Below are 18262 nucleotides of genomic sequence, written 5' to 3'. Positions count from 1 at the left end.
TGAAGCCATGAATACACAACTGGTAAATTCTCTAGTGCAAATTATCCAGTCTCTCTCCGAAGAAGAGCGAATGTTTTTAGATGAAAAACTGAAAAAATCAGACGCACGAGCAGCTTTCCAAAGGTTGATTGAGTTGGGAGACAAAATCAACGCTCGTCGTGAAGGACAGCCATTTGACCCACCATTAGAAGATTATATCCGGCAAACAAGAGAAGAACGTAATGAGCAACACGATCAACTTATGCGTAGTTCCGTTCCCAAATCAGAGGCGAAATGACATTAACTTTAGTTTGTGTTGATGCCAATTTGATCGTGCGTTTGTTTTCTAGAATTACGACAGAGTTGCAAGTCAGGGAATTGTGGAATCATTGGCTAGAGTCAGAGTACACAATTGTTGCACCAACCTTAATTTATTATGAACTTAGCAATGCGTTGCATCGAGCTGCTGTTGCAGGGCAAATCCTACCAGAAGAGGCAGATCGAGCTTTGGCTGAGGCAATAAATTTAAATATCAGACTTTATGGTGATGCGGAATTACACAGACAAGCCTTAACGATAGCGCGAAGTCTGAGACTATCTGCTACGTATGATGCCCATTATCTAGCGTTAGCGCAACGATTGCAATGCGAGTTTTGGACATCAGACAGGCGACTAGTTAACTCCGTACAAGCTATGTTTCCTTGGGTAAAGTTGGTATCTTGAAATTGCTAATGGCTCTATGGCAATCCTATTTGATAGGTAAAAATTATCAACCGCAAAGACGCAAAGAGCACGAAGAAAAGAGAGAAGAGAGAAGAGAGAATTTTACAAATGATTTAGGATTGCTATAACGCTTGATCTAGAGCGCGCCACGCTTCTTGTTGCAGTTTACTCCACCAAGAGTAGCGATCGGATCGCCAAGCAGATTGTGTGATAAGCTAACACCGAGCTTCATGTTACCAGAGGCGGAGCCTCTATGGAATGCGTTCCCAGGCTGGAGCCTGGGAACGAGAAATGAACGAGAAATGACGAATGACGAATTATTTTGTCAACGGGATTCAGTTAAAATAGAACTAAATACTCCCATAGCTTGTTTTAACTGTTTGGCTGTATTTGCTTGTTCTTGATAAGTTCGTATGTAGTCCAAACTCAATCCGAGAAATGGTACTAGGTAGGCAATAATCTTGAGAAAATGGGCTATGTTGAAATGGTTATCAAACAGTTCTTTTGAACCAAAAACCATATGGAGTTGAGTGGCTACTTGGGGAATAATGCTGATGATGAGGGCATGAGAAAACAGACTTGGATATCTGTAGTAAAAGCGAGGAAAAACAACAAGACCTGCAAAAATAAATAGTAATAAAGGAGCAACGTCCCACGGACGAGTCACTATAGAATTAGGAAATGTGGTTTTGGGCAAAGTAGCACTGTGGGCACAGATATATACAATCCCAAAAGCAGTTATTCCACAAACTAAACTCGCGATCGCTACTACACCGATACTCCCTTTCGATTTTCTTGGCTGAAGGAGTGGAAAAAACCCCGTACCACCTAGCAGAATTACAGCATTGAAAAGTCGGCAGATTGCCCATGTGAAGGGAATAAGATTTTGGTTATCCGCCACCCCCTGAATTAATCGATCGGCTGCTAGAGTGTGAAATGCATCCATACATCCAGCACTAAAAAGTGCTATCCCAATAATAATAGTGATAACATCCTCCTTAAGGTAGAAATGTATTAAAGACAAAATGACAGTGAAGATTGCTGTACAGAAGGCACTCCACTCTAAAATAGTGTGTGTAAAACTGCCGGATAAAGTGTAATGCATGACATCAATGACTTCGCCTTTAGTTGGATTTGGCAGTGGCGTATTCAAGGTTTGTGGGGGAGAACCAAAATCCACTCCCAATAAATTCAACAAGCTGGGTACTACGCAGATACCAACTACTCCCCAAACTAATTGAACAGGAATTCTAGTTTTGTTCATTGAAATTTATGAAGTATTTTGCTTAACTTATAAATAGATTAACTCAGTATATTCTGGGATATGTAGGGACATGGCAGTATGATTAGTAATTTTTATATATGCCTGTTTCTTTGAGTTAGGGACGCATTTTACCAAAGCCTCATATTTGTTCCCATACCAAAGACTACGTGCTAGCTCAGTAATTTTTTGGAAAAAGCCAAAATTTTATAACTTTCTTTGGCAATTCACCAGACTTAAAAAAATTTATGAGCGATCGATCTCATCAAGATTCACAGGCTTCTCATCAAAAACAGTACCCAAGAGATGAGAATACTGCACTGCACCAAGTTAAGAGTACTCAAAGGAGTCCTCTTAACCGAAGATTTGGTGTTAGATTGTTGCAGCCACTGAGGTTAAAAACCAAAGCTACAGTACTAGCAATTAGTACGCTCTCATTACTAGCAATTGGAACAACGGCTTATCCATTGGCTAACCAATCCACAGGTCAAAAAATTAACCAAGTTCAACAAACTAGATTTCATGGAGAGGTAGCCGTTGCTGCCAAGGGCAAAACTGCACCAGTTTCCCAACAAGATTTACTCTTGAGCCTAGTCATTCGAGGTGTGTTGGCTGGGATGGTGGCGATCGCGATCGCTGCTTTTTTATATGAGTGGGGTATCCGTCCTATCCTCAATAAGAATAACGTGGAAGAAAAACTGGGTCTAGAAGAATTCGACACCGATAGCGATCGAGAAGATGTCGCTACGTTAGGGTCTAAAATCAACTTGATGGCAGACAAATTAAAAGTTTTAGTTAGAGAACAATCAGAACAATCTCGTTACCTGGAAGCTGAAGCTAAGCGAACACAGATATTTACGGAAATTACCCTGCACATTCGTCAATTTTTAAATCAGAAAGATATCCTCCAAGCAACAGTTGATGCGATCCGAAATTCACTGGCAACCGAGCGAGTTATTGTATATAGCTTTCATGAAGACGGTCGTGGAACCGTTATCGCAGAGTCTGTTGCTGCTGATTTCCCAAGAACTATCAGTAAACATATAGATGACTCTTTTTCTAGAGACCATTACGTGCAACATTACAAAAATAGTCGGGTGCGTGCAATTGATAATATCCACCAAGTAGATATTACAGATTTTGACAAGAAAATTTTAGAACAATTTGCAGTTAAGGCAAATTTGGTTGCGCCAATTCTTCAAGAAAAACAGCTCGTCGGCTTACTGATTGCCCATCAGTGCAGCGAACCTCGTACTTGGCAGAAGTGGGAAATCAATTTATTTGCACAGTTAGCAATTCAAGTTGGATTTGCTCTAGATCAAGCAGCTCTTTTAGAACAGCTTGAAGTGATTTCGCAAGAGCAACGTCAACAAAAAGAAGATCTCCAAGAAAAACTGGTTGAACTAGTCACGAGTATTGAGGCGGTATCCGAGGGAGATTTAACTGTGAGGGCTGAACTGACAGGGGGTGAAATCGGTATAATGGCTGACTTTTTCAATTTTATTATTGAAAGTTTGCGACAAATTGTGGTTGTCGTCAAAAAAGCAGCCTCTGAAGTAAATCTTGCTGTTGGAGAAAATTCAGGTGCAGTCCAGCTGCTGGCTTTTGAAGCGCTCCAACAGACCGAACAGATGATTTGCACCCTTGAAGATGTCAATCAGATGACCCTTTCCATTCAAACTGTAGCCGATAGCGCCCAGCAAGCGAAAGCAGTAGCCCGCAATGCTTTTGAGATAGCTAGAGCAAGTGCCGAAGCAATGGATAACACTGTTTCTAGTATTTTGAATTTGCAACAGACAGTGACAGAAACTGCTAACAAGGTGAACCTTTTAGGGGAATTTTCCCAAGAAATTTCCGTGGTTGTATCTTTGATTAACAAAATCGCCATGCAAACGAACTTGTTATCGATCAATGCCAGTCTGGAAATGGCGCGGATAGATGATGAAAGTCGGGGTTTTGTTGTGGTGGTGGAAGAAATTGGTGAATTAGCCGCGCAGTCTGCCCAAGCGACAATAGAAATACAACAAATCTTGGAGAAAATTAAATTGGGAACTAGCGACGTAGTTCAAGCCATGTCCACAGGAAGCACCCAAGTGGTAGAGGGAGCCAATCTGGTCAAAAATGCTAAGCTCAGCCTAGAGCAGATTTTAGACTTGTCTCGCCAGATTGACCAGTTCGTGCAGTCGATTTCAAGTGCAACAGTATCTCAAGCTCAGACTGCTGGTGCTGTCGCTACGTTGATGCAGGAGACTGCCAAAGTCTCACAACGCACTTCGGATTCCTTTGAAATTGTATCTGGCTCTCTAGAAAAAACTTTAGAGATAGCGCAGCAATTGCAAAAGTCTGTCAGTGTTTTCAAAACTAGTTGTTGAGTGCCTTCGTGTAGTCTAAAAGTTTTTGAGAAGCTAGATTAGTAAACCTGTGGAGAAACTTAAAGAATGCTTGTAAATGTTGGGTTTCGTTCCTCAACCCAACCTACATATTTTCGGATTTTGGGCTAACAACTTCATCGCAAAGCCAGTTTGGGAGTTTTGCCCTTCAAGCCAATCATTAACTTAAGAGCAAATACTTTTAGGAAAGGAACTTGTCGCATGACCCACAAACCTATGCGACGAAGGATAACAACTGGCAAAATGTTATTAGAAAACACTCTGTCTAACAAATCGGTAAAACCTAAGATTGTTAAGTTTTCTTGTTTGCGCCAGCGTTCGTATTTTTTGAGAGTTTTGATATTGCCAATATCTTCACCTTTCTCATGGGCTTCTTGTAGGACTTGCGCCAAAGCCGCTACATCTCGAATCCCTAAATTTAATCCCTGTCCGCCTACAGGATGGCAATTGTGGGCTGCATCACCAACTAAAGCTAATCGATGGAGGACATAGCGATCGCTCTGCATGAGTTGAACTTGGAATACGAAGCGATCGCCCAGTAATTCCAACTGACCCATTTGATTGCCATATCGTGCTTGTAATTCTGCCAAAAATTGTTCGTCATCCAAAGCACACAAAGCTTTTGCTTCTTCATGAGGAGCAGTCCATACAATCCGGCAACGGTTTCCTGGCAATGGTAATATTGCAAAAGGACCGCTATACCAGAATTTTTCGTATGCTGTGTTGTTGTGAGATTTTTCTGGTTTAACAAAAGCCACGATACAAGACTGCCAATACTTCCAACCTTTAGTCGTAATTCCAGCAGCTTGACGAATGGGAGAACGGGAACCATCTGCAGCCACTACCAATTTGCTGCGAACCGTCCGCATTTCACCAGCCATTTTGATATCTACCATCACCAGTTCCGGCTGGTAGTGGATATTTATAACTTCTGCAGGGCATAAATATGTAACGTTGTGGCATTCTTTAACAAATTCCTGCAAGGGATGCAAGAGTGCTTGATGTTCTGCCACATAACCCAAATCTTTTGTACCGATATCTGATGTTTGCCATTCTACAACAGTAGGATGATCCGCATCAGAAAGGCGAACTTGGCGATAAATTTCGATATTGGGCAATATTTTATCCCAAACACCAATTCCTTGGAATATTAGCGCCGAAAGCATATGTACGGCATAGGCTTGTCCTTTGGCTACAGCTGCTGATTCCACTTTTGCCTCAATCAGCAGCACACTCAATCCAGAATCTTTCAGCGCGGAGGCTAGGGTTAAGCCAGCAATTCCGCCGCCAACAATAACCAAATCGTAATCGTACCCCCGCTTATGTGTCGAGGTTTGGGGGAGAGAAAGGGTTGGAGAAAGCTGTGCTTGCGCCATTGTTAAGAGAAATTACAGCGTTTTAATTTATATTTTGACGCAAACGGGCACTAAAGGGCAACCGTGACCAGTAACCAATGACAAATGACTGAGATTATTGCGCTTGTTCGGTATCTTCCTGTTCGCTCACTTTTTGAGTATTACCTGCTTTAACCCAGCCCTCTTGATCGCTACCTACGATGCGAATTTTTTGCCAGCCTCCGTTTTGTTCGAGAACAATAACTCTAGAATTAAAGCCAATTCCACCAATCCGTTCAGCTTCTGTTTGCGCTTCTGCTCGTAAAATTAAACCTTGTGGCCAAGTCACGCGTGCTCGGTAAGCCCCTGGTGGTAGAGGTTTTGGTGCTTCTTCAGCCTTAGGTGATTCAGTCGGAGATGGGGTTGATTCAGCAGAAGTTTTTGCTTTTTGCTCTGATTGAGGATTTGGTTTTTTGGCTGTGCTTTTAGAAACTACAGCTTTTGGATTTTTCCCTTTCAATGTGGGTAAATCGTTAGCAAAAATGGGTTTTGGTGGTGGTGCAGAAGTTTTATTCATAAAATACAGACCTGTAGCAACGCCGCCTCCTATCAGAATAGCAAGTGCTAAGGAAATCCCAAGTATAAATTTAAATATGTTAGCTATCATACTTACACCCTCAAGGTTAATTGTCATTGGTCATTTGTCATTTGTCATTTGTTATTTGTCATTAGCAATTAGCAATTAGCAATTAGCAATTAGCAATTAGCCATTAGCAATTTGTGTAGGACTTACGCATTGACAGAAACCGTCAGATATGGATTAAGCATTTTTAGCGCCTCGACGTTTGATTTTTTTGCGAATAAGAACCAAGCTCACCCACCATAGGGGCGCAAGCCCACCGCCCCCCTACACGTCTGAAACGACCATTATCCGTTAACACATATAATGGTCAATTTGTACAGTGCGTAAGTCCTATAGTTATTTGTCCTTTGTCATTTGTTCTTTGTCAAGACCAATGACCAATGACCAATGACCAATCTATTATTGCAGTTGTCGTTGAATGCGATCGCTCAAAGCACTGTGTTTGGAAGCTAACCGCGCTCTACCTGCAGCCGCCCATTCTTGCAGTTTCTGAATTTGCTCGGTAGCAGTTCTTGCTAGGGGGATGATTTGACTGGCGGCTTCTAAAATGTCGTCTGTTGTGAAATCTCGGTTTTGGCTGAATCCAATATGCATGGCTTCAATCAAAGTTTGCTCAATTTCTGCTCCAGAAAAATCGGGGGTTTCATAAGCAAGCCTTTCAAGATCGTAATTTTTTATATTATGGGGGCGCAATCGAGTTAAATGCACGGTAAAGATGGCTTTTCTTTCTTCTTGGCTGGGTAACCCAACAAAGAAAATTTCATCAAACCGTCCTTTTCGCAGCATTTCTGGTGGTAGTGCTTGAATGTCGTTAGCTGTCGCAACCACAAACACGGGTGAGGTTTTCTCGGCTAACCAGGTAATAAATGTCCCAAAGACACGGCTGCTTGTTCCTGCATCTCCTTTACTCCCCAGCCCGGAGAATGCTTTGTCTATCTCGTCTATCCATAAAATGCAGGGTGCAAGAGCTTCTGCAACTTGTATCATTTGTCGGGTACGGGATTCAGATTCACCTACCAAACCACCAAATAATCTTCCTACATCCAAACGGAGTAAAGGTAAATGCCAGTGATGTGCGATCGCTTTTGCTGTGAGAGATTTCCCCGTTCCTTGAATCCCTACAAGTAGCAAACCTCTAGGGTGAGGTAAACCGTACTGTCGTGCTTTGTCGGTAAAGGAACCACCACGGCGAAGCAACCAATCTTTAAGGTTATCGAGTCCGCCAATATCGGAAATTTGTTCTGTGGCTGGGTAAAAGTCAAGAATTTGGGTTTGACGAATGGTTTGGCGCTTTTCTTCTAGAACCAAGTCTACATCTTCTGGTAAGAGTTCGCCATGAGTTGCGATCGCCCTTGCCAAAACGCGGCGAATCCGTTCCATAGATAGCCCCTGGCAAGAGCGCACTAAGTCATCCATCACTTTACCAGAAAGGGAGTTACCAGTTGCTCCCAACAAGCGTTCTATTTCCCCTCTAATTTCCGATCCTGAAGGCAGGGGAAATTCCAAAACAGTCAAAACTTCCATTAAGTCATCAGGAATAGCAATTCTGGGAGACAGCAGGACGATATTTTTTGGTTGCGACTTCAGGAGTCGGGCGAGGTTGCGGAGTTTGCGAGAAATCGCCACATCATCTAAAAAGCGATGGTAATCGCGAAGAACAAACACAGCAGGTGCAGATGCAGGTACTTTTTCCACAAATTCCAAAGCCTGCAAGGGATTGCGACGACCAAAACCTGCATCATTTGGATTACCTTGGTAACCATCCACAAAATCCCAAGTATAAACTGGACGATTACCCTGGTTTGCTGCTTCTTCCCGGATAGAGGCTTCCAAGCGTTCCTCTTCATAGGTGGGAATGTAGATCAAAGGGTAGCGGGCGCGTAGCAGCAATTTAAACTCATCACGAAAAGTCATAAGTAACAGTCATGAGTCATTGGTTATGTAGTCATTAGCCATTAGTTGAGAGCCAAAAGTCAAGACTCTAGAGACAAGAATATAATGCTTCTTCTGCCAACTCCACAAACCAGCAGCTTGCGTAAAGCGTGTTATGAAAACTACATGCGATCGCTCTTTCGTTCATCGTCATCGTCGCCTGAGACATATAATTGAAGTAATGCCCTCAATCGCTTTGATTCAATATGACTCAGCTATCCCAGCCACGTCGAACACGGATACTGCCACAGACTATGCGAAGATCCGAAGAATTACATTACCGTAAAACGCAACGTCGTGAACTTGGTATGCAGTGTCGTACTATTTTTGAACGCATTCGTCCCCAACTCATTGAAAACCATTACAACTGGTTTATCGCCATTGATGCGGATAGCGAAAACTACCTTTTGGACTTGAAACTAGAAGGTTTGCTACAACAGGTTCGCGATCGGTATACTAATCCAGATGCCAAACTTACTATTTTTCGCCTAAATGAAACTGGAGCCTGCGGTAGGATATGATTGCGGGCAGGTTTGGTGACAACGGAGAATTATTCTTTGAAATACAACTGGTAGCAGCTAATAACGAACAGTTTGAAGTTGAAGCGCTGTTTGATACAGGATTTACAACAGGGTGGCTGGGGATAAATTCTCAAGACCTAGAAGCTCTTGAGTGGTCAATAATTACACCAAAAATAGAAATGCAAACCGCGAGAGGGTCAGAATATTTTGATTTATACGAAGGAAAAGTCATTGTTGATAACAAAGAATTCATAATTGCTGTTCATGTAGGAGAGGAACTTTCTGATACTTTGATGGGTTCGCTCTAGTTAGATATCATGCAGCTAGTTGTGAATAAGCCACGAGGGATTTTGACACTAGAAGCAGTGGAAATAGATTAATTTGATTAGTAATTTTTTATTACTGCCACTACCATTTTTTCAACGAAAGTTGGACATGATTACGAATTGGCAAGCCAGATTCTGCTGCAATGATTGGGTGGGTAATCAATGCTTTAAGAAATGATTTATAAAGCGAAACATTAAGACTTGTAGGTTGGGTTTCGTTCCGAATAGCACGCTTGTTAAGACACAACCCTTACCCCAACTAGTTCCCAGGCTCCGCCTGGGAACCCATGCTATGAGGCTCCGCCTTCCTTAAGCTTGACGCTTTGGCAGAGCCTCTCGGAATACATTCCCAGCCTGGAGGCTGGGAACGAGGCAGCACATGACTTTGGGCTTAACAAGCGTGCCATTCGGTTTCGTTCCTCAACCCAACCTACGCAATATACTTGGTTTGATAATTTAAGATTTACTTTATAAATGACCTTTAAGATAGCACTATTATTCTGCCAATTCTACAAACCAAGCGCTAGCGTAAAGCGTGTTATGGAAACTACCTGTATTTTTCATTCCTTAAAAAGGGAACACTAGGGAAAGAATTGTGCAGCTAAAATTCTATGACCCCCAGCGAACTCAAAGCTTATTTAGACAACCTAATCCGTAAAAACTTGTATATCAGCACAATGATCTGGGGAGCACCCGGTATTGGTAAATCGAGTATTGTAGGACAAGTTGCCAAAGAACACGGTATTGATTTTGTAGATGTGCGCCTCAGCCAACTTGCTCCCACAGATTTACGTGGATTGCCTGTCGCTGAAGATGGCATTTCTAAATGGTATCCGCCAGAATTTCTTCCCCGTAGCGGTGAGGGCATACTGTTCTTGGATGAACTGAACATGGCTCCTCCCGCAATGCAAGGAGTTGCCCAACAATTGATATTAGATCGTCGCGTGGGTTCTTACACAGTCCCCCATGGTTGGTTTGTGTGGGCTGCTGGTAATCGTAAAGAAGATCGCGCCGCCGTATTTGATATGCCTGCACCTTTAGCAAACAGGTTTTTACATCTTGAAGTCCAATCTGATTTCGACAGCTTCAAAGCGTTCGCCCTAGAAACAGGAGTCAACGAACAGATTATTGCCTTTCTCTCCTTCCGCTCAACATTATTACACAAACTCGACCCACAACAACCCGCTTGGCCTTCTCCCCGTTCCTGGGTAATGGCAAGTCAACTGCGTTATGCTGGCTTGAATATTGCGCCTGCTGTCGGTACGGGCGCTGCGGCTGAGTTTGCAGCATTTATCACTCTTTACGAAACTCTCCCAAACCTCACTCCCATTCTAGAAGGCAAAGGAAACAATATTCCCTTTCCAACAGAACCAAGTGCAAGATATGCAACTGCCATTGGCTTAACAGTACGTGCAGCTGATGCCAACCAAGCTTACAATGCCTTCACCTGGCTAAACAAAGTCGCAACAGCAGAATGGGTACAGTTATTTGCTGTGGATTTATTTCGAGTCATGCGGAGTAAAGGACAGATGGGAATGTTAGCAAATTTTGTCAAAAAAGACCCCAATTTGCAAAAGTTTTTACAAGATTTCCAGCAACTTGTAGCACTTTAATGCGGGATTGGGCGGTAATTCCTCATCTTCTCTCTGTGTTTTCTCTGCGCCCGGTGCGGTTTAAAAATCATTGATTTAACCGCCGAGACGCAGAGGACGCAGAGGTAAGAGGTGAGAACGTTATTGATTTCCTGAAGTTTTTATCCACCTTAACAGAGGTACCCCTACCCTAACCCCTACCCCCTACCCCCTCATGACAGATACCCAAAAAATTATCAGCGCCTCTATACTCCGCTTGCGGATGAAGTCGCCTTTTTTTGCGACTTTAGCCATGTTTGCTCGGTTTGTCCCCACCCAACAACTGCTAACTGCAGCAACGGATGGTAAAGACATTTTTTTTAATCCAGATTATTTTCTCTCGTTACCTCCTGCTCAACAGGATGGGCTGTTACTCCACGAAGTTTTACACGCCGCATTGCTTCATGTCCTGCGCCGGGGTGTGCGCGATGCTACCTTATGGAATATTGCAGCTGATATTGTGGTAAATGGTATTATTTCTCAGCAAGAAAAGTTTGAGCTTCCTTTAGGTGGTTTGCGAGATCCCGATCTAGAAAATTTGAGCGTTGAGGAGGTTTACGAATTGTTACTAAAAGATGCTCATCTTTGTCCGCATTTACCGGAACTGGATTTACTCTCTCAAGCACCAGGGATGGGACAAGGTGATGGAATATTTTCTCCTGGCGATAGTCTTTCTGAAGCGAGAAAAGCTGCTTTAGAAGCAACTTGGCGAAATGCTTTACAGCAAGCCTCCGTTATTGCTCGTACAACTCAACAGGGTAACGTCCCTGCTGGTATGGAACGGGAATTAGGAGCATTAACTTCTGCTCAGATTGATTGGCGTACTTACCTTTGGCGTTATTTAGTACAGACACCTACGGATTTTTCGGGTTTCGATCGCCGCTTTATTGGACGCAAGCTGTACTTAGAAACTTTGCAAGGTGAATCTGTTTATGTTTATGTAGCTGTTGATACTAGCGGTTCTATCGATAACCAGCAACTGCAAATGTTTTTAAATGAAGTCCGGGGAATTTTAAATGCTTATCCCCATCTTTGTTGTGAGTTGTACTACGCAGATGCTGAAGCTTATGGTCCATATGAACTGAATCCCGATAGCAGTATACCAAAACCTAAAGGTGGCGGTGGCACATCATTTGTGCCGTTTTTTGAGAAAGTTATAGCAGGTTGGGATAAGCAAACTCAAGGTGTATGTGTTTATTTAACGGATGGGTATGGTGATTTTCCCGATAAACCTCCCGAATTACCTGTGTTGTGGGTGGTAACGCCCGGTGGATTGGCTTTAGAGGGCTTTCCTTTTGGGGAAGCTGTGCGGTTGCTGTCTGTTTGAAAAAAGTTAAGCAAAAATACTAAGGCGATTCAGGGAATAAATATGACAGATTAATATTTAAATGAACCGCAAAGACGCCAAGAGCGCGAAGAAAAAGCAAAGGCTTTCTCAATCCCCAATATTTATAGATGGCTGATAGTTCTCAATCTCCAAACTCTCTCTCACTTGAACAGGAAGCAGCTAGCGAAGAAACTTCACACATTCGGTTGGAGGAATTGGCTAGAAGCAGTACCGAATTATCTCGGATTGTGGCTACAAATTCTAGTGCTGCTCCACAATTATTGCGGGAGTTAGGTTACAGTGCTGATGAGATAACTCGTCGATGTGTTGCTTCTAATCCCAATACTCCGGTGGAAGATTTATTGGAATTAGGGACAGAGTTTCCAGAAGAATTCTTAAATAATCCGGTTTTACCGCTCGTGGTGTTAGAAAATCCTAATTTTCTAGCAGATATGCCACAAGAGGCTTTACTGATTATGCTGAAACACGACGCAGTTCCAAGTTGGTTTCTTGAATGGGTGGCAAATCTCGATTCTGATGAACATGAGGAAGTTCTGTTAGTACTGCTCATAAAACCCGATGTGCCTCAAACCGCTTTGTCCAAGCTATCTCGCAGTCAAAATGAGGTGATTGCTCAAGCAGCAAAACTTCATGTCAATTTGGCAGGAGAGATGGATGAAGGATGGGAGGAAGCAGCAAAGACTGCTCTGGAAATGACCCAATGGAACTTCTCTGGACAAGAAATGTTATTATACAATGTTGGTATCGTTCCTGAGTTTTTAGCATCTGCTTTACCCATTTTTGACGACAGAAATCTGACTATCGCTCAAAACCCCGATACGCCTCCGCATATTCTACAAAGTTTAGTCGAAAACACAGAATCTAGAGATTATGTTGCTGCCTATATCGTTGAAAATCCGAATGCTCCTGCTGCTGCGTTAAAAATATTGCTAGGGGATGAAAACCATCGCATTCGTGATTCTGTTGCTTGTCATCCCAACACACCTCTGTCAATTTTGCAAGCGTATCAACAGCAATTGATGACTCTCAAAAATCCTGTGACTTCAGCAGAAACTCTGAGCGAATTAGCAACAAGTCCTTGGGTAGAAATCCGCAAAGGAGTTGCTTTTCACCCCAACACACCACAGGCATTTTTAGCGCTACTGGCACAAGATGAAAATTGGCAAGTCAAGACGGCTGTGGCTCTGAATATGAATACCCCCTGTCGAGTGTTAGAACAACTGGCGCATGATGAATCTGAGAGCGTTCGTGCTGCTGTCTCCTATAATCCCCACACGCCAGAAATAGCATTGGAAAAATTGTACGAGCCGTATGACAGTGTTTTCGCCGAACACCCTAATATAAGTACAAATTTTCTCGAAAAACTAGCAATACATCCTCAATGGGGAATACGTGAAGGAGTGGCAAAAAACCACAACACACCAGTCTCTGTTTTAGAGAAACTGGCAAAAGATCCTCATGAAGGTGTTCGTGTGGCTGTGGTTGGAAATCCCAATACTCCCCAAGATGCGATCGCAACTCTGAAAACAGATCCCGACAATGGTGTGCGTTGTGCTGTAGTGAGTCGCCGCTATCGAGACAAAGAGTATAGCTTAAAACCACCTATTGACAGCGTTTTTTCTGAGTATCCTAAAATACTCAGAACCAAAGCCAGGACTATGGCAGTTGATATTTTCGTACCCGCTCTATTTGTAGATAGTTGGATGAACGACGATAGAGCACTACTGCCATTGAGTACTTATCAGTTACAAAAAATTTCTCTAGAGCAGTTATTGGAAGATGTAAAATCTCAAGATAACAAAGTTCGTATCGGTGTAGCTATCAACCCCAATACCCCGCTCAGTCTTTTGGAAAAATTGGCAATCGATGAGGATGATTATGTCCGTCGCGCTGTGGGAACTAATTTAAACGCATCTGAGAATATTTTGGAACAACTAGGTTTAGATCAAAATTCTGATGTACGAGAAGCTGTAGCATATCATCCCCATACTCCTGTCACAACTCTCACGCAGTTAGCAGAGGATAGAGGTTGGCATATCCGTAAAGCAGTAGCATCACACCCAAACGTCCCTGCAAGCGTCTTAAATAACCTGGCTGAAGATGCAACAGAAGAAGTTAAACACGCTGTATTTGACAAAGTTAAACGATTTTTTGACAATTCAGAGTTTGTCAGTATTTTTCAAAAATTGGCAGAAGAACTATCGATTGATTCTGATTTCCGCAGTGTCATTGCCTCTCACCCCAACACACCCAAAAGCGTTTTAGAACGACTCGTAAAGGATAAATGTCGTAAATTAATTGCTGCTAATCCCAACACTCCTATCAATGTTTTGGTACAACTCACGCGGGATTTGGATGGCTCAATTGAAAGAGAAGCGATCGCTAATTTGTGGGTACGGCTAACTCTCAATTCCGAGCTTCCTCACAACGATTTAGAACAAATAATAGAAATCGATGATGTACAATTAAAAACAGCTATAGCCCGTCACCCGAAAACTTCTACCAGTATTTTAGAACAACTTGCCCAGCATTCATCTTGTTACATTCGCACAACTGTTGCTAAACATCCCAATCTTTCTCTTTCTACCTTGAAACAATTGCTACAAGATGAAGATAGTTATGTGAGAAAAGCGGCGCTTGCTACCTATCTACAATATTTTTCTGAAAGTCAAAATACCCCAAATAGCATTTTAGAACAGTGGCAAGTCGTGCAAAATCCCAAAACACCACCAAAGGTTCTCGTAAAATTAGCAACGAGTTCATGGTTACTCATTCGCGAGGCTGTTGCCTCTCACCCCCAAATTTCTACAAAGCTTCTCCATCAACTCGCATTGGATACTTGTAGTGAAGTTCGCTTTCAGGTAGCGCAAAATTCCAAGACTCGTGCAAATATTTTACAGCAGCTCTCTCAAGATAAAACGGATCGGGTAAAGATTGCTGCGGCACAAAACCCCAACACACCTATTAACATCCTCGAACAACTAGCCTGCAATTATCAATGGGATACTAAAATCCACCAAGCCGCCGTGAAAAACCTCGTACAGCGTCGCTCTCCCAAGGTTGGCACAATTTTGGAAAGTTACGTTACCGACGATGAGCCTTCTTTCACCCGCTTTGTGATTTTCTTACACCCTTTTGCCCCTAGTTCGTTGTTAACTAAGTACTTTCGCTCATGGGCTTGGCAAGAACGCTATGCGATCGCCCAAAATCCCAATACCCTAACTGCAATTCGCCAACAACTCGCTCGAGATAGTAACTGTCTTGTTCGTGCGGCTGCCAAAGCTAATTTGTAGCTGTAAGTTGGGGAATTGTAAAGTAAAAAGTTGTTCCCACTCCCGGTTCTGACTCAGCCCAAATACGCCCGTGGTGTCTTTCCACTATCTTTTTACAAATTGCCAAACCAATACCAGTTCCCGGTACTTCTTGACGGCTATGCAGTCTCTGAAAGATTTGAAAAATCCGGTCAAGATACCGTGACTTGATCCCTATTCCATTATCTTTAACGCCAAAAAGCCATCCCTCTTGTTGTAATTCTGCTGTAATTTGAATCTTGGGCGGTTCTTCTCGGCGAAACTTAATGGCGTTACTCACTAAGTTTTGAAAGAGCTGTACCATTTGGGTGCTGTCTGCTATGACGGTTGGTAGGCGATCCCAATCAACATTAGCATTGTTCTCTCCTATCAGCACTAACAGATTGTTCACCGCCTGACGCACAGCCGCGTTGCAATCACAAGAAGTAAACGCTTTCCCTTTAGTCCCAACACGAGAATAAGCAAGCAAGTCTTGAATTAACTGGCGCATTCGTGCCGCCCCATCTATTATGTAGGCAATATACTCTGTAGCCGTTTCATCCAGATTATTTTGATACTCCTCTGCTAGCAGTTGTGTATAACCTGCTACTGCTCTTAATGGTTCTTGTAAATCGTGAGAGGCTACATAAGCAAACTGTTCTAGCTCTTGATTGGAACGTTGTAACTCAGCATTGAGTTCTTGCAATGTAGTATTTGCTTCATAAAGTTCTCGTGTTCTCTCTTGAACTCGGATTTCTAATTCATTTTTTGCCTGTCTGAGTGCTTGCTCTGCTTGTTTTTGCACGGTGATATTTTGCGACATTGACATACCCGCAAAAATCTCTCCCTGCTCGTTTCTCACTGGTACGACATGAAAACGGTAAATGCGATCGCTATATGGAATATCTGCTACAATAGGTTTTCCCGTCAACGCGGAGCGGTAACAAGGCTCTAACATAGCGCTAGTTTCTGCTGGCAAAACTTCCCAAAGTGCTTTTTCCTCTAGTTTTCCGCGATTCAATCCAACTTCTACTAACTCCGTTCCTTCAACTAAGGTATAACGCAGTTCGCGATCGAACAAGGTAACGGAACCATTGGGAAAATTCTGTACAAGAGTACGGTAAAGTTCTTCACTGCGCCTCAAGGCTTCCTCTGCTCGTTTGCGATCGGTAATATCCCGACAGCTAATAACCCGTCCAACAATTTCCCCGTTCAAAAATTGAGGCTTGGAGTAACGTTCGCAAATTTTGCCATTCTTAAGTTCAAAAATGCCATACCCTTGAAAATCGGGTTGAGCGCGTTCTTGTTCAATTTGAACGCGAAGATTCTCTGGATTTTGTAATTGCTCGTAGACAGAGAGTAGCACTTTGTTATAGTCGTCCTTATGAGGAACTATGTCCCCAACTTGCCACAAGTCGATATACTTTTGGTTGAAAGTGATAATGCGATCGCTCAAATCTAGCACTAGAATTGCATCTGCTGTAGATTCCAAAGTTGTTTGCAGCAAAGAGAGAGAATGCTCCACTTCTACAGTGCGTTCCCTAACACGTTGCTCCAAGAGTTCATTTGTCTGTTTTAAAGAAATTTCTGCCTGTTTCAGTGCTTCTTCTGCTTGCTTGCGTTCCTGGTTTTCTTCTTGTAGTGCTAAATTTGCTGCTTCTAATTGTGCTGGGCTTGGCAATGCCAAAGCTAAAGAAACTATCGGTTTTAATTGCAAAGCAGTATATAGAGAAATAATAGCTGTTCCGGCTTTCACTAAACCAGCAAGCCAGTAAGCTGGATGCCAAAGAGTCCAAATGGCAAGTAAGTGAGTTGTGCCACAAAATAAGATAAAGGCTCCAAACAACCGGAAAACCCAACGAAAGGGTAAATCTTGGCGCTGTCGGACAAAGTAAATCAACAACGCTGGAATAGAATAATAGGAAAGCCCAATAACTAAATCTGAAAGTAAATGTAACCACACCAGTTCTGGTTTCCACAGATAACAGTGTCCGTGGGGGATAAAATTATTTGGCGAGATAAAATTATAAAAAGATTCCCACATATGACTGTTCTGCGATCGTAATTTGCTGCTAGATCCCCGACTTCTTTAACGATATTTGCACATTCTCGTTCCCAGGCGGAGCCTGGGAACGAGGTGAGGGGTCTACCTGTAGTGGCAAGCGTCAATTTAATTCGGGAGTTTTTTTTTCAAAGCCTCCAACGAAGCCCAACGTCTATCAACAGGTGTATCTGATTTAGTGACAGCATTGGGTAAAATACCAGGACAGTTGGCGTCACATAATTGTCGCTGTGGAAACTCCAAGCACATTTGCTCGTATAACCATTCACTCGGATAAAAATATCCTTGAGGTGACAAAGTTTCTACTAAATCGTCAAAGGCAACTTCTCGTTCCAAGGGTAAGTCATCCGCTTGGGGATCTGTTTCTTCTAACCAAATAATTTCTTTGGTATTAACCGCCAAACGATGATTGTAGTTCTGCAAGCACCGATTGCAGGTACAAGTAACAATTGTTTCTGCCTGAGTTGAAACCTCTAAGTAATTACCTTGATGCTGTACGCGGATGAAACCGCGAACTGGTGTCAGGGTTTCTAAACCGGGCAAAAACTCTTTAACCTGAATTTCTTCCGTCCGCTCTGGCGCTTTAGTTAGTTGCGGAATATAAATCGCGTCCATGAGAGTTGTGAGACATCCTCACTACAACTTATGTGTATCTTTATTGATGCACGTTTTTAAGTTTAGCTTTTCTACAAATGAGTTTAATCGCTTTTTGATTCGGATTTCCGAAATTTTTTTGAGAACAGTCAAAGAATTTTGGATTTTAGATTTTGGATTTTGGATTGAAAGCAATGGGGACTGGGGACTGGGTATTGGGGACATGGG

Annotated in this window: 15 protein-coding genes; 9 read left to right on the top strand and 6 right to left on the bottom strand. The window is 42.7% G+C overall.

From position 1 onward, the window contains the following. Positions 1-7: 7 nt before the first annotated feature. Both F7734_RS42030 and F7734_RS42025 read left to right on the top strand, forming a co-directional pair. The gene (locus F7734_RS42030; RefSeq protein WP_155750329.1) at positions 8-277 is read left to right on the top strand and encodes a hypothetical protein; all 270 of its coding nucleotides are present in this window, start codon (positions 8-10) and stop codon (positions 275-277) included. Next, the gene (locus F7734_RS42025) at positions 274-702 is read left to right on the top strand and encodes a type II toxin-antitoxin system VapC family toxin (protein WP_155750328.1); all 429 of its coding nucleotides are present in this window, start codon (positions 274-276) and stop codon (positions 700-702) included. The genes F7734_RS42030 and F7734_RS42025 overlap by 4 nt, the downstream gene beginning before the upstream one ends. A gap of 325 nt (positions 703-1027) precedes the next feature. Here F7734_RS42025 and F7734_RS42020 read toward each other — a convergent pair whose 3' ends face one another. After that, the gene (locus tag F7734_RS42020) at positions 1028-1966 is read right to left on the bottom strand and encodes an MASE3 domain-containing protein (protein WP_155750327.1); all 939 of its coding nucleotides are present in this window, start codon (positions 1964-1966) and stop codon (positions 1028-1030) included. Positions 1967-2211: 245 nt separating this feature from the next. On the opposite strand from F7734_RS42020, the gene F7734_RS42015 reads away from it, so the two are divergent. After that, positions 2212-4335 (top strand): methyl-accepting chemotaxis protein, encoded by a 2124-nt coding sequence (locus F7734_RS42015; protein WP_155750326.1) that lies wholly within the window; start codon positions 2212-2214, stop codon positions 4333-4335. 134 nt (positions 4336-4469) lie between these two features. On the opposite strand, the gene F7734_RS42010 is transcribed toward F7734_RS42015, so the two are convergent. From F7734_RS42010 to F7734_RS42000, 3 genes are all read right to left on the bottom strand, one after another. Continuing rightward, positions 4470-5729: an FAD-dependent hydroxylase gene (locus F7734_RS42010; protein WP_155750325.1), complete on the bottom strand. Its 1260-nt coding sequence runs from the start codon at positions 5727-5729 to the stop codon at positions 4470-4472. A gap of 94 nt (positions 5730-5823) precedes the next feature. Beyond that, positions 5824-6354: an SH3 domain-containing protein gene (locus F7734_RS42005; protein ID WP_155750340.1), complete on the bottom strand. Its 531-nt coding sequence runs from the start codon at positions 6352-6354 to the stop codon at positions 5824-5826. 375 nt (positions 6355-6729) lie between these two features. After that, complete coding sequence (locus F7734_RS42000; RefSeq protein WP_155750324.1) at positions 6730-8244, bottom strand: AAA family ATPase; 1515 nt, start codon at positions 8242-8244, stop codon at positions 6730-6732. Positions 8245-8468: 224 nt separating this feature from the next. Between F7734_RS42000 and F7734_RS41995 the strand changes: the two genes are divergently transcribed. The 5 genes from F7734_RS41995 (at position 8469) to F7734_RS41975 (ending at position 15381) form a co-directional block, all read left to right on the top strand. Further along, a complete protein-coding gene (locus tag F7734_RS41995; RefSeq protein WP_155750323.1) occupies positions 8469-8783 on the top strand; it encodes a hypothetical protein in 315 nt (104 codons plus the stop codon). After that, complete coding sequence (locus tag F7734_RS41990) at positions 8780-9091, top strand: aspartyl protease (RefSeq protein WP_155750322.1); 312 nt, start codon at positions 8780-8782, stop codon at positions 9089-9091. Before F7734_RS41995 ends, F7734_RS41990 begins: the two co-directional genes overlap by 4 nt. A gap of 629 nt (positions 9092-9720) precedes the next feature. Beyond that, a complete protein-coding gene (locus F7734_RS41985) occupies positions 9721-10722 on the top strand; it encodes a MoxR family ATPase (RefSeq protein WP_155750321.1) in 1002 nt (333 codons plus the stop codon). A 193-nt stretch (positions 10723-10915) separates the two neighbouring features. After that, positions 10916-12067 (top strand): VWA-like domain-containing protein, encoded by a 1152-nt coding sequence (locus F7734_RS41980; RefSeq protein WP_155750320.1) that lies wholly within the window; start codon positions 10916-10918, stop codon positions 12065-12067. Between the two features lie 128 nt (positions 12068-12195). Continuing rightward, complete coding sequence (locus tag F7734_RS41975; RefSeq protein ID WP_155750319.1) at positions 12196-15381, top strand: hypothetical protein; 3186 nt, start codon at positions 12196-12198, stop codon at positions 15379-15381. Here the strand turns inward: F7734_RS41975 and F7734_RS62450 are convergent. Both F7734_RS62450 and F7734_RS41965 read right to left on the bottom strand, forming a co-directional pair. Further along, positions 15371-17422 (bottom strand): ATP-binding protein, encoded by a 2052-nt coding sequence (locus tag F7734_RS62450; protein WP_155750318.1) that lies wholly within the window; start codon positions 17420-17422, stop codon positions 15371-15373. The two genes, F7734_RS41975 and F7734_RS62450, sit on opposite strands and share 11 nt — an antisense overlap. Positions 17423-17548: 126 nt before the next feature. Further along, positions 17549-18055 (bottom strand): YceD family protein, encoded by a 507-nt coding sequence (locus F7734_RS41965; RefSeq protein WP_155750317.1) that lies wholly within the window; start codon positions 18053-18055, stop codon positions 17549-17551. Here F7734_RS41965 and F7734_RS62445 point away from each other — a divergent pair. Then, positions 18054-18262, top strand: a 209-nt coding sequence (locus F7734_RS62445) for a hypothetical protein (RefSeq protein WP_207714333.1), incomplete at its 3' end; no start/stop codon positions are given. The genes F7734_RS41965 and F7734_RS62445 overlap by 2 nt on opposite strands.

The organism is Scytonema sp. UIC 10036 (assembly GCF_009725235.1).
The sequence above is the reverse complement of the archived record's forward strand: the minus strand, read 5'-3'. Positions and strand labels throughout refer to the sequence as shown.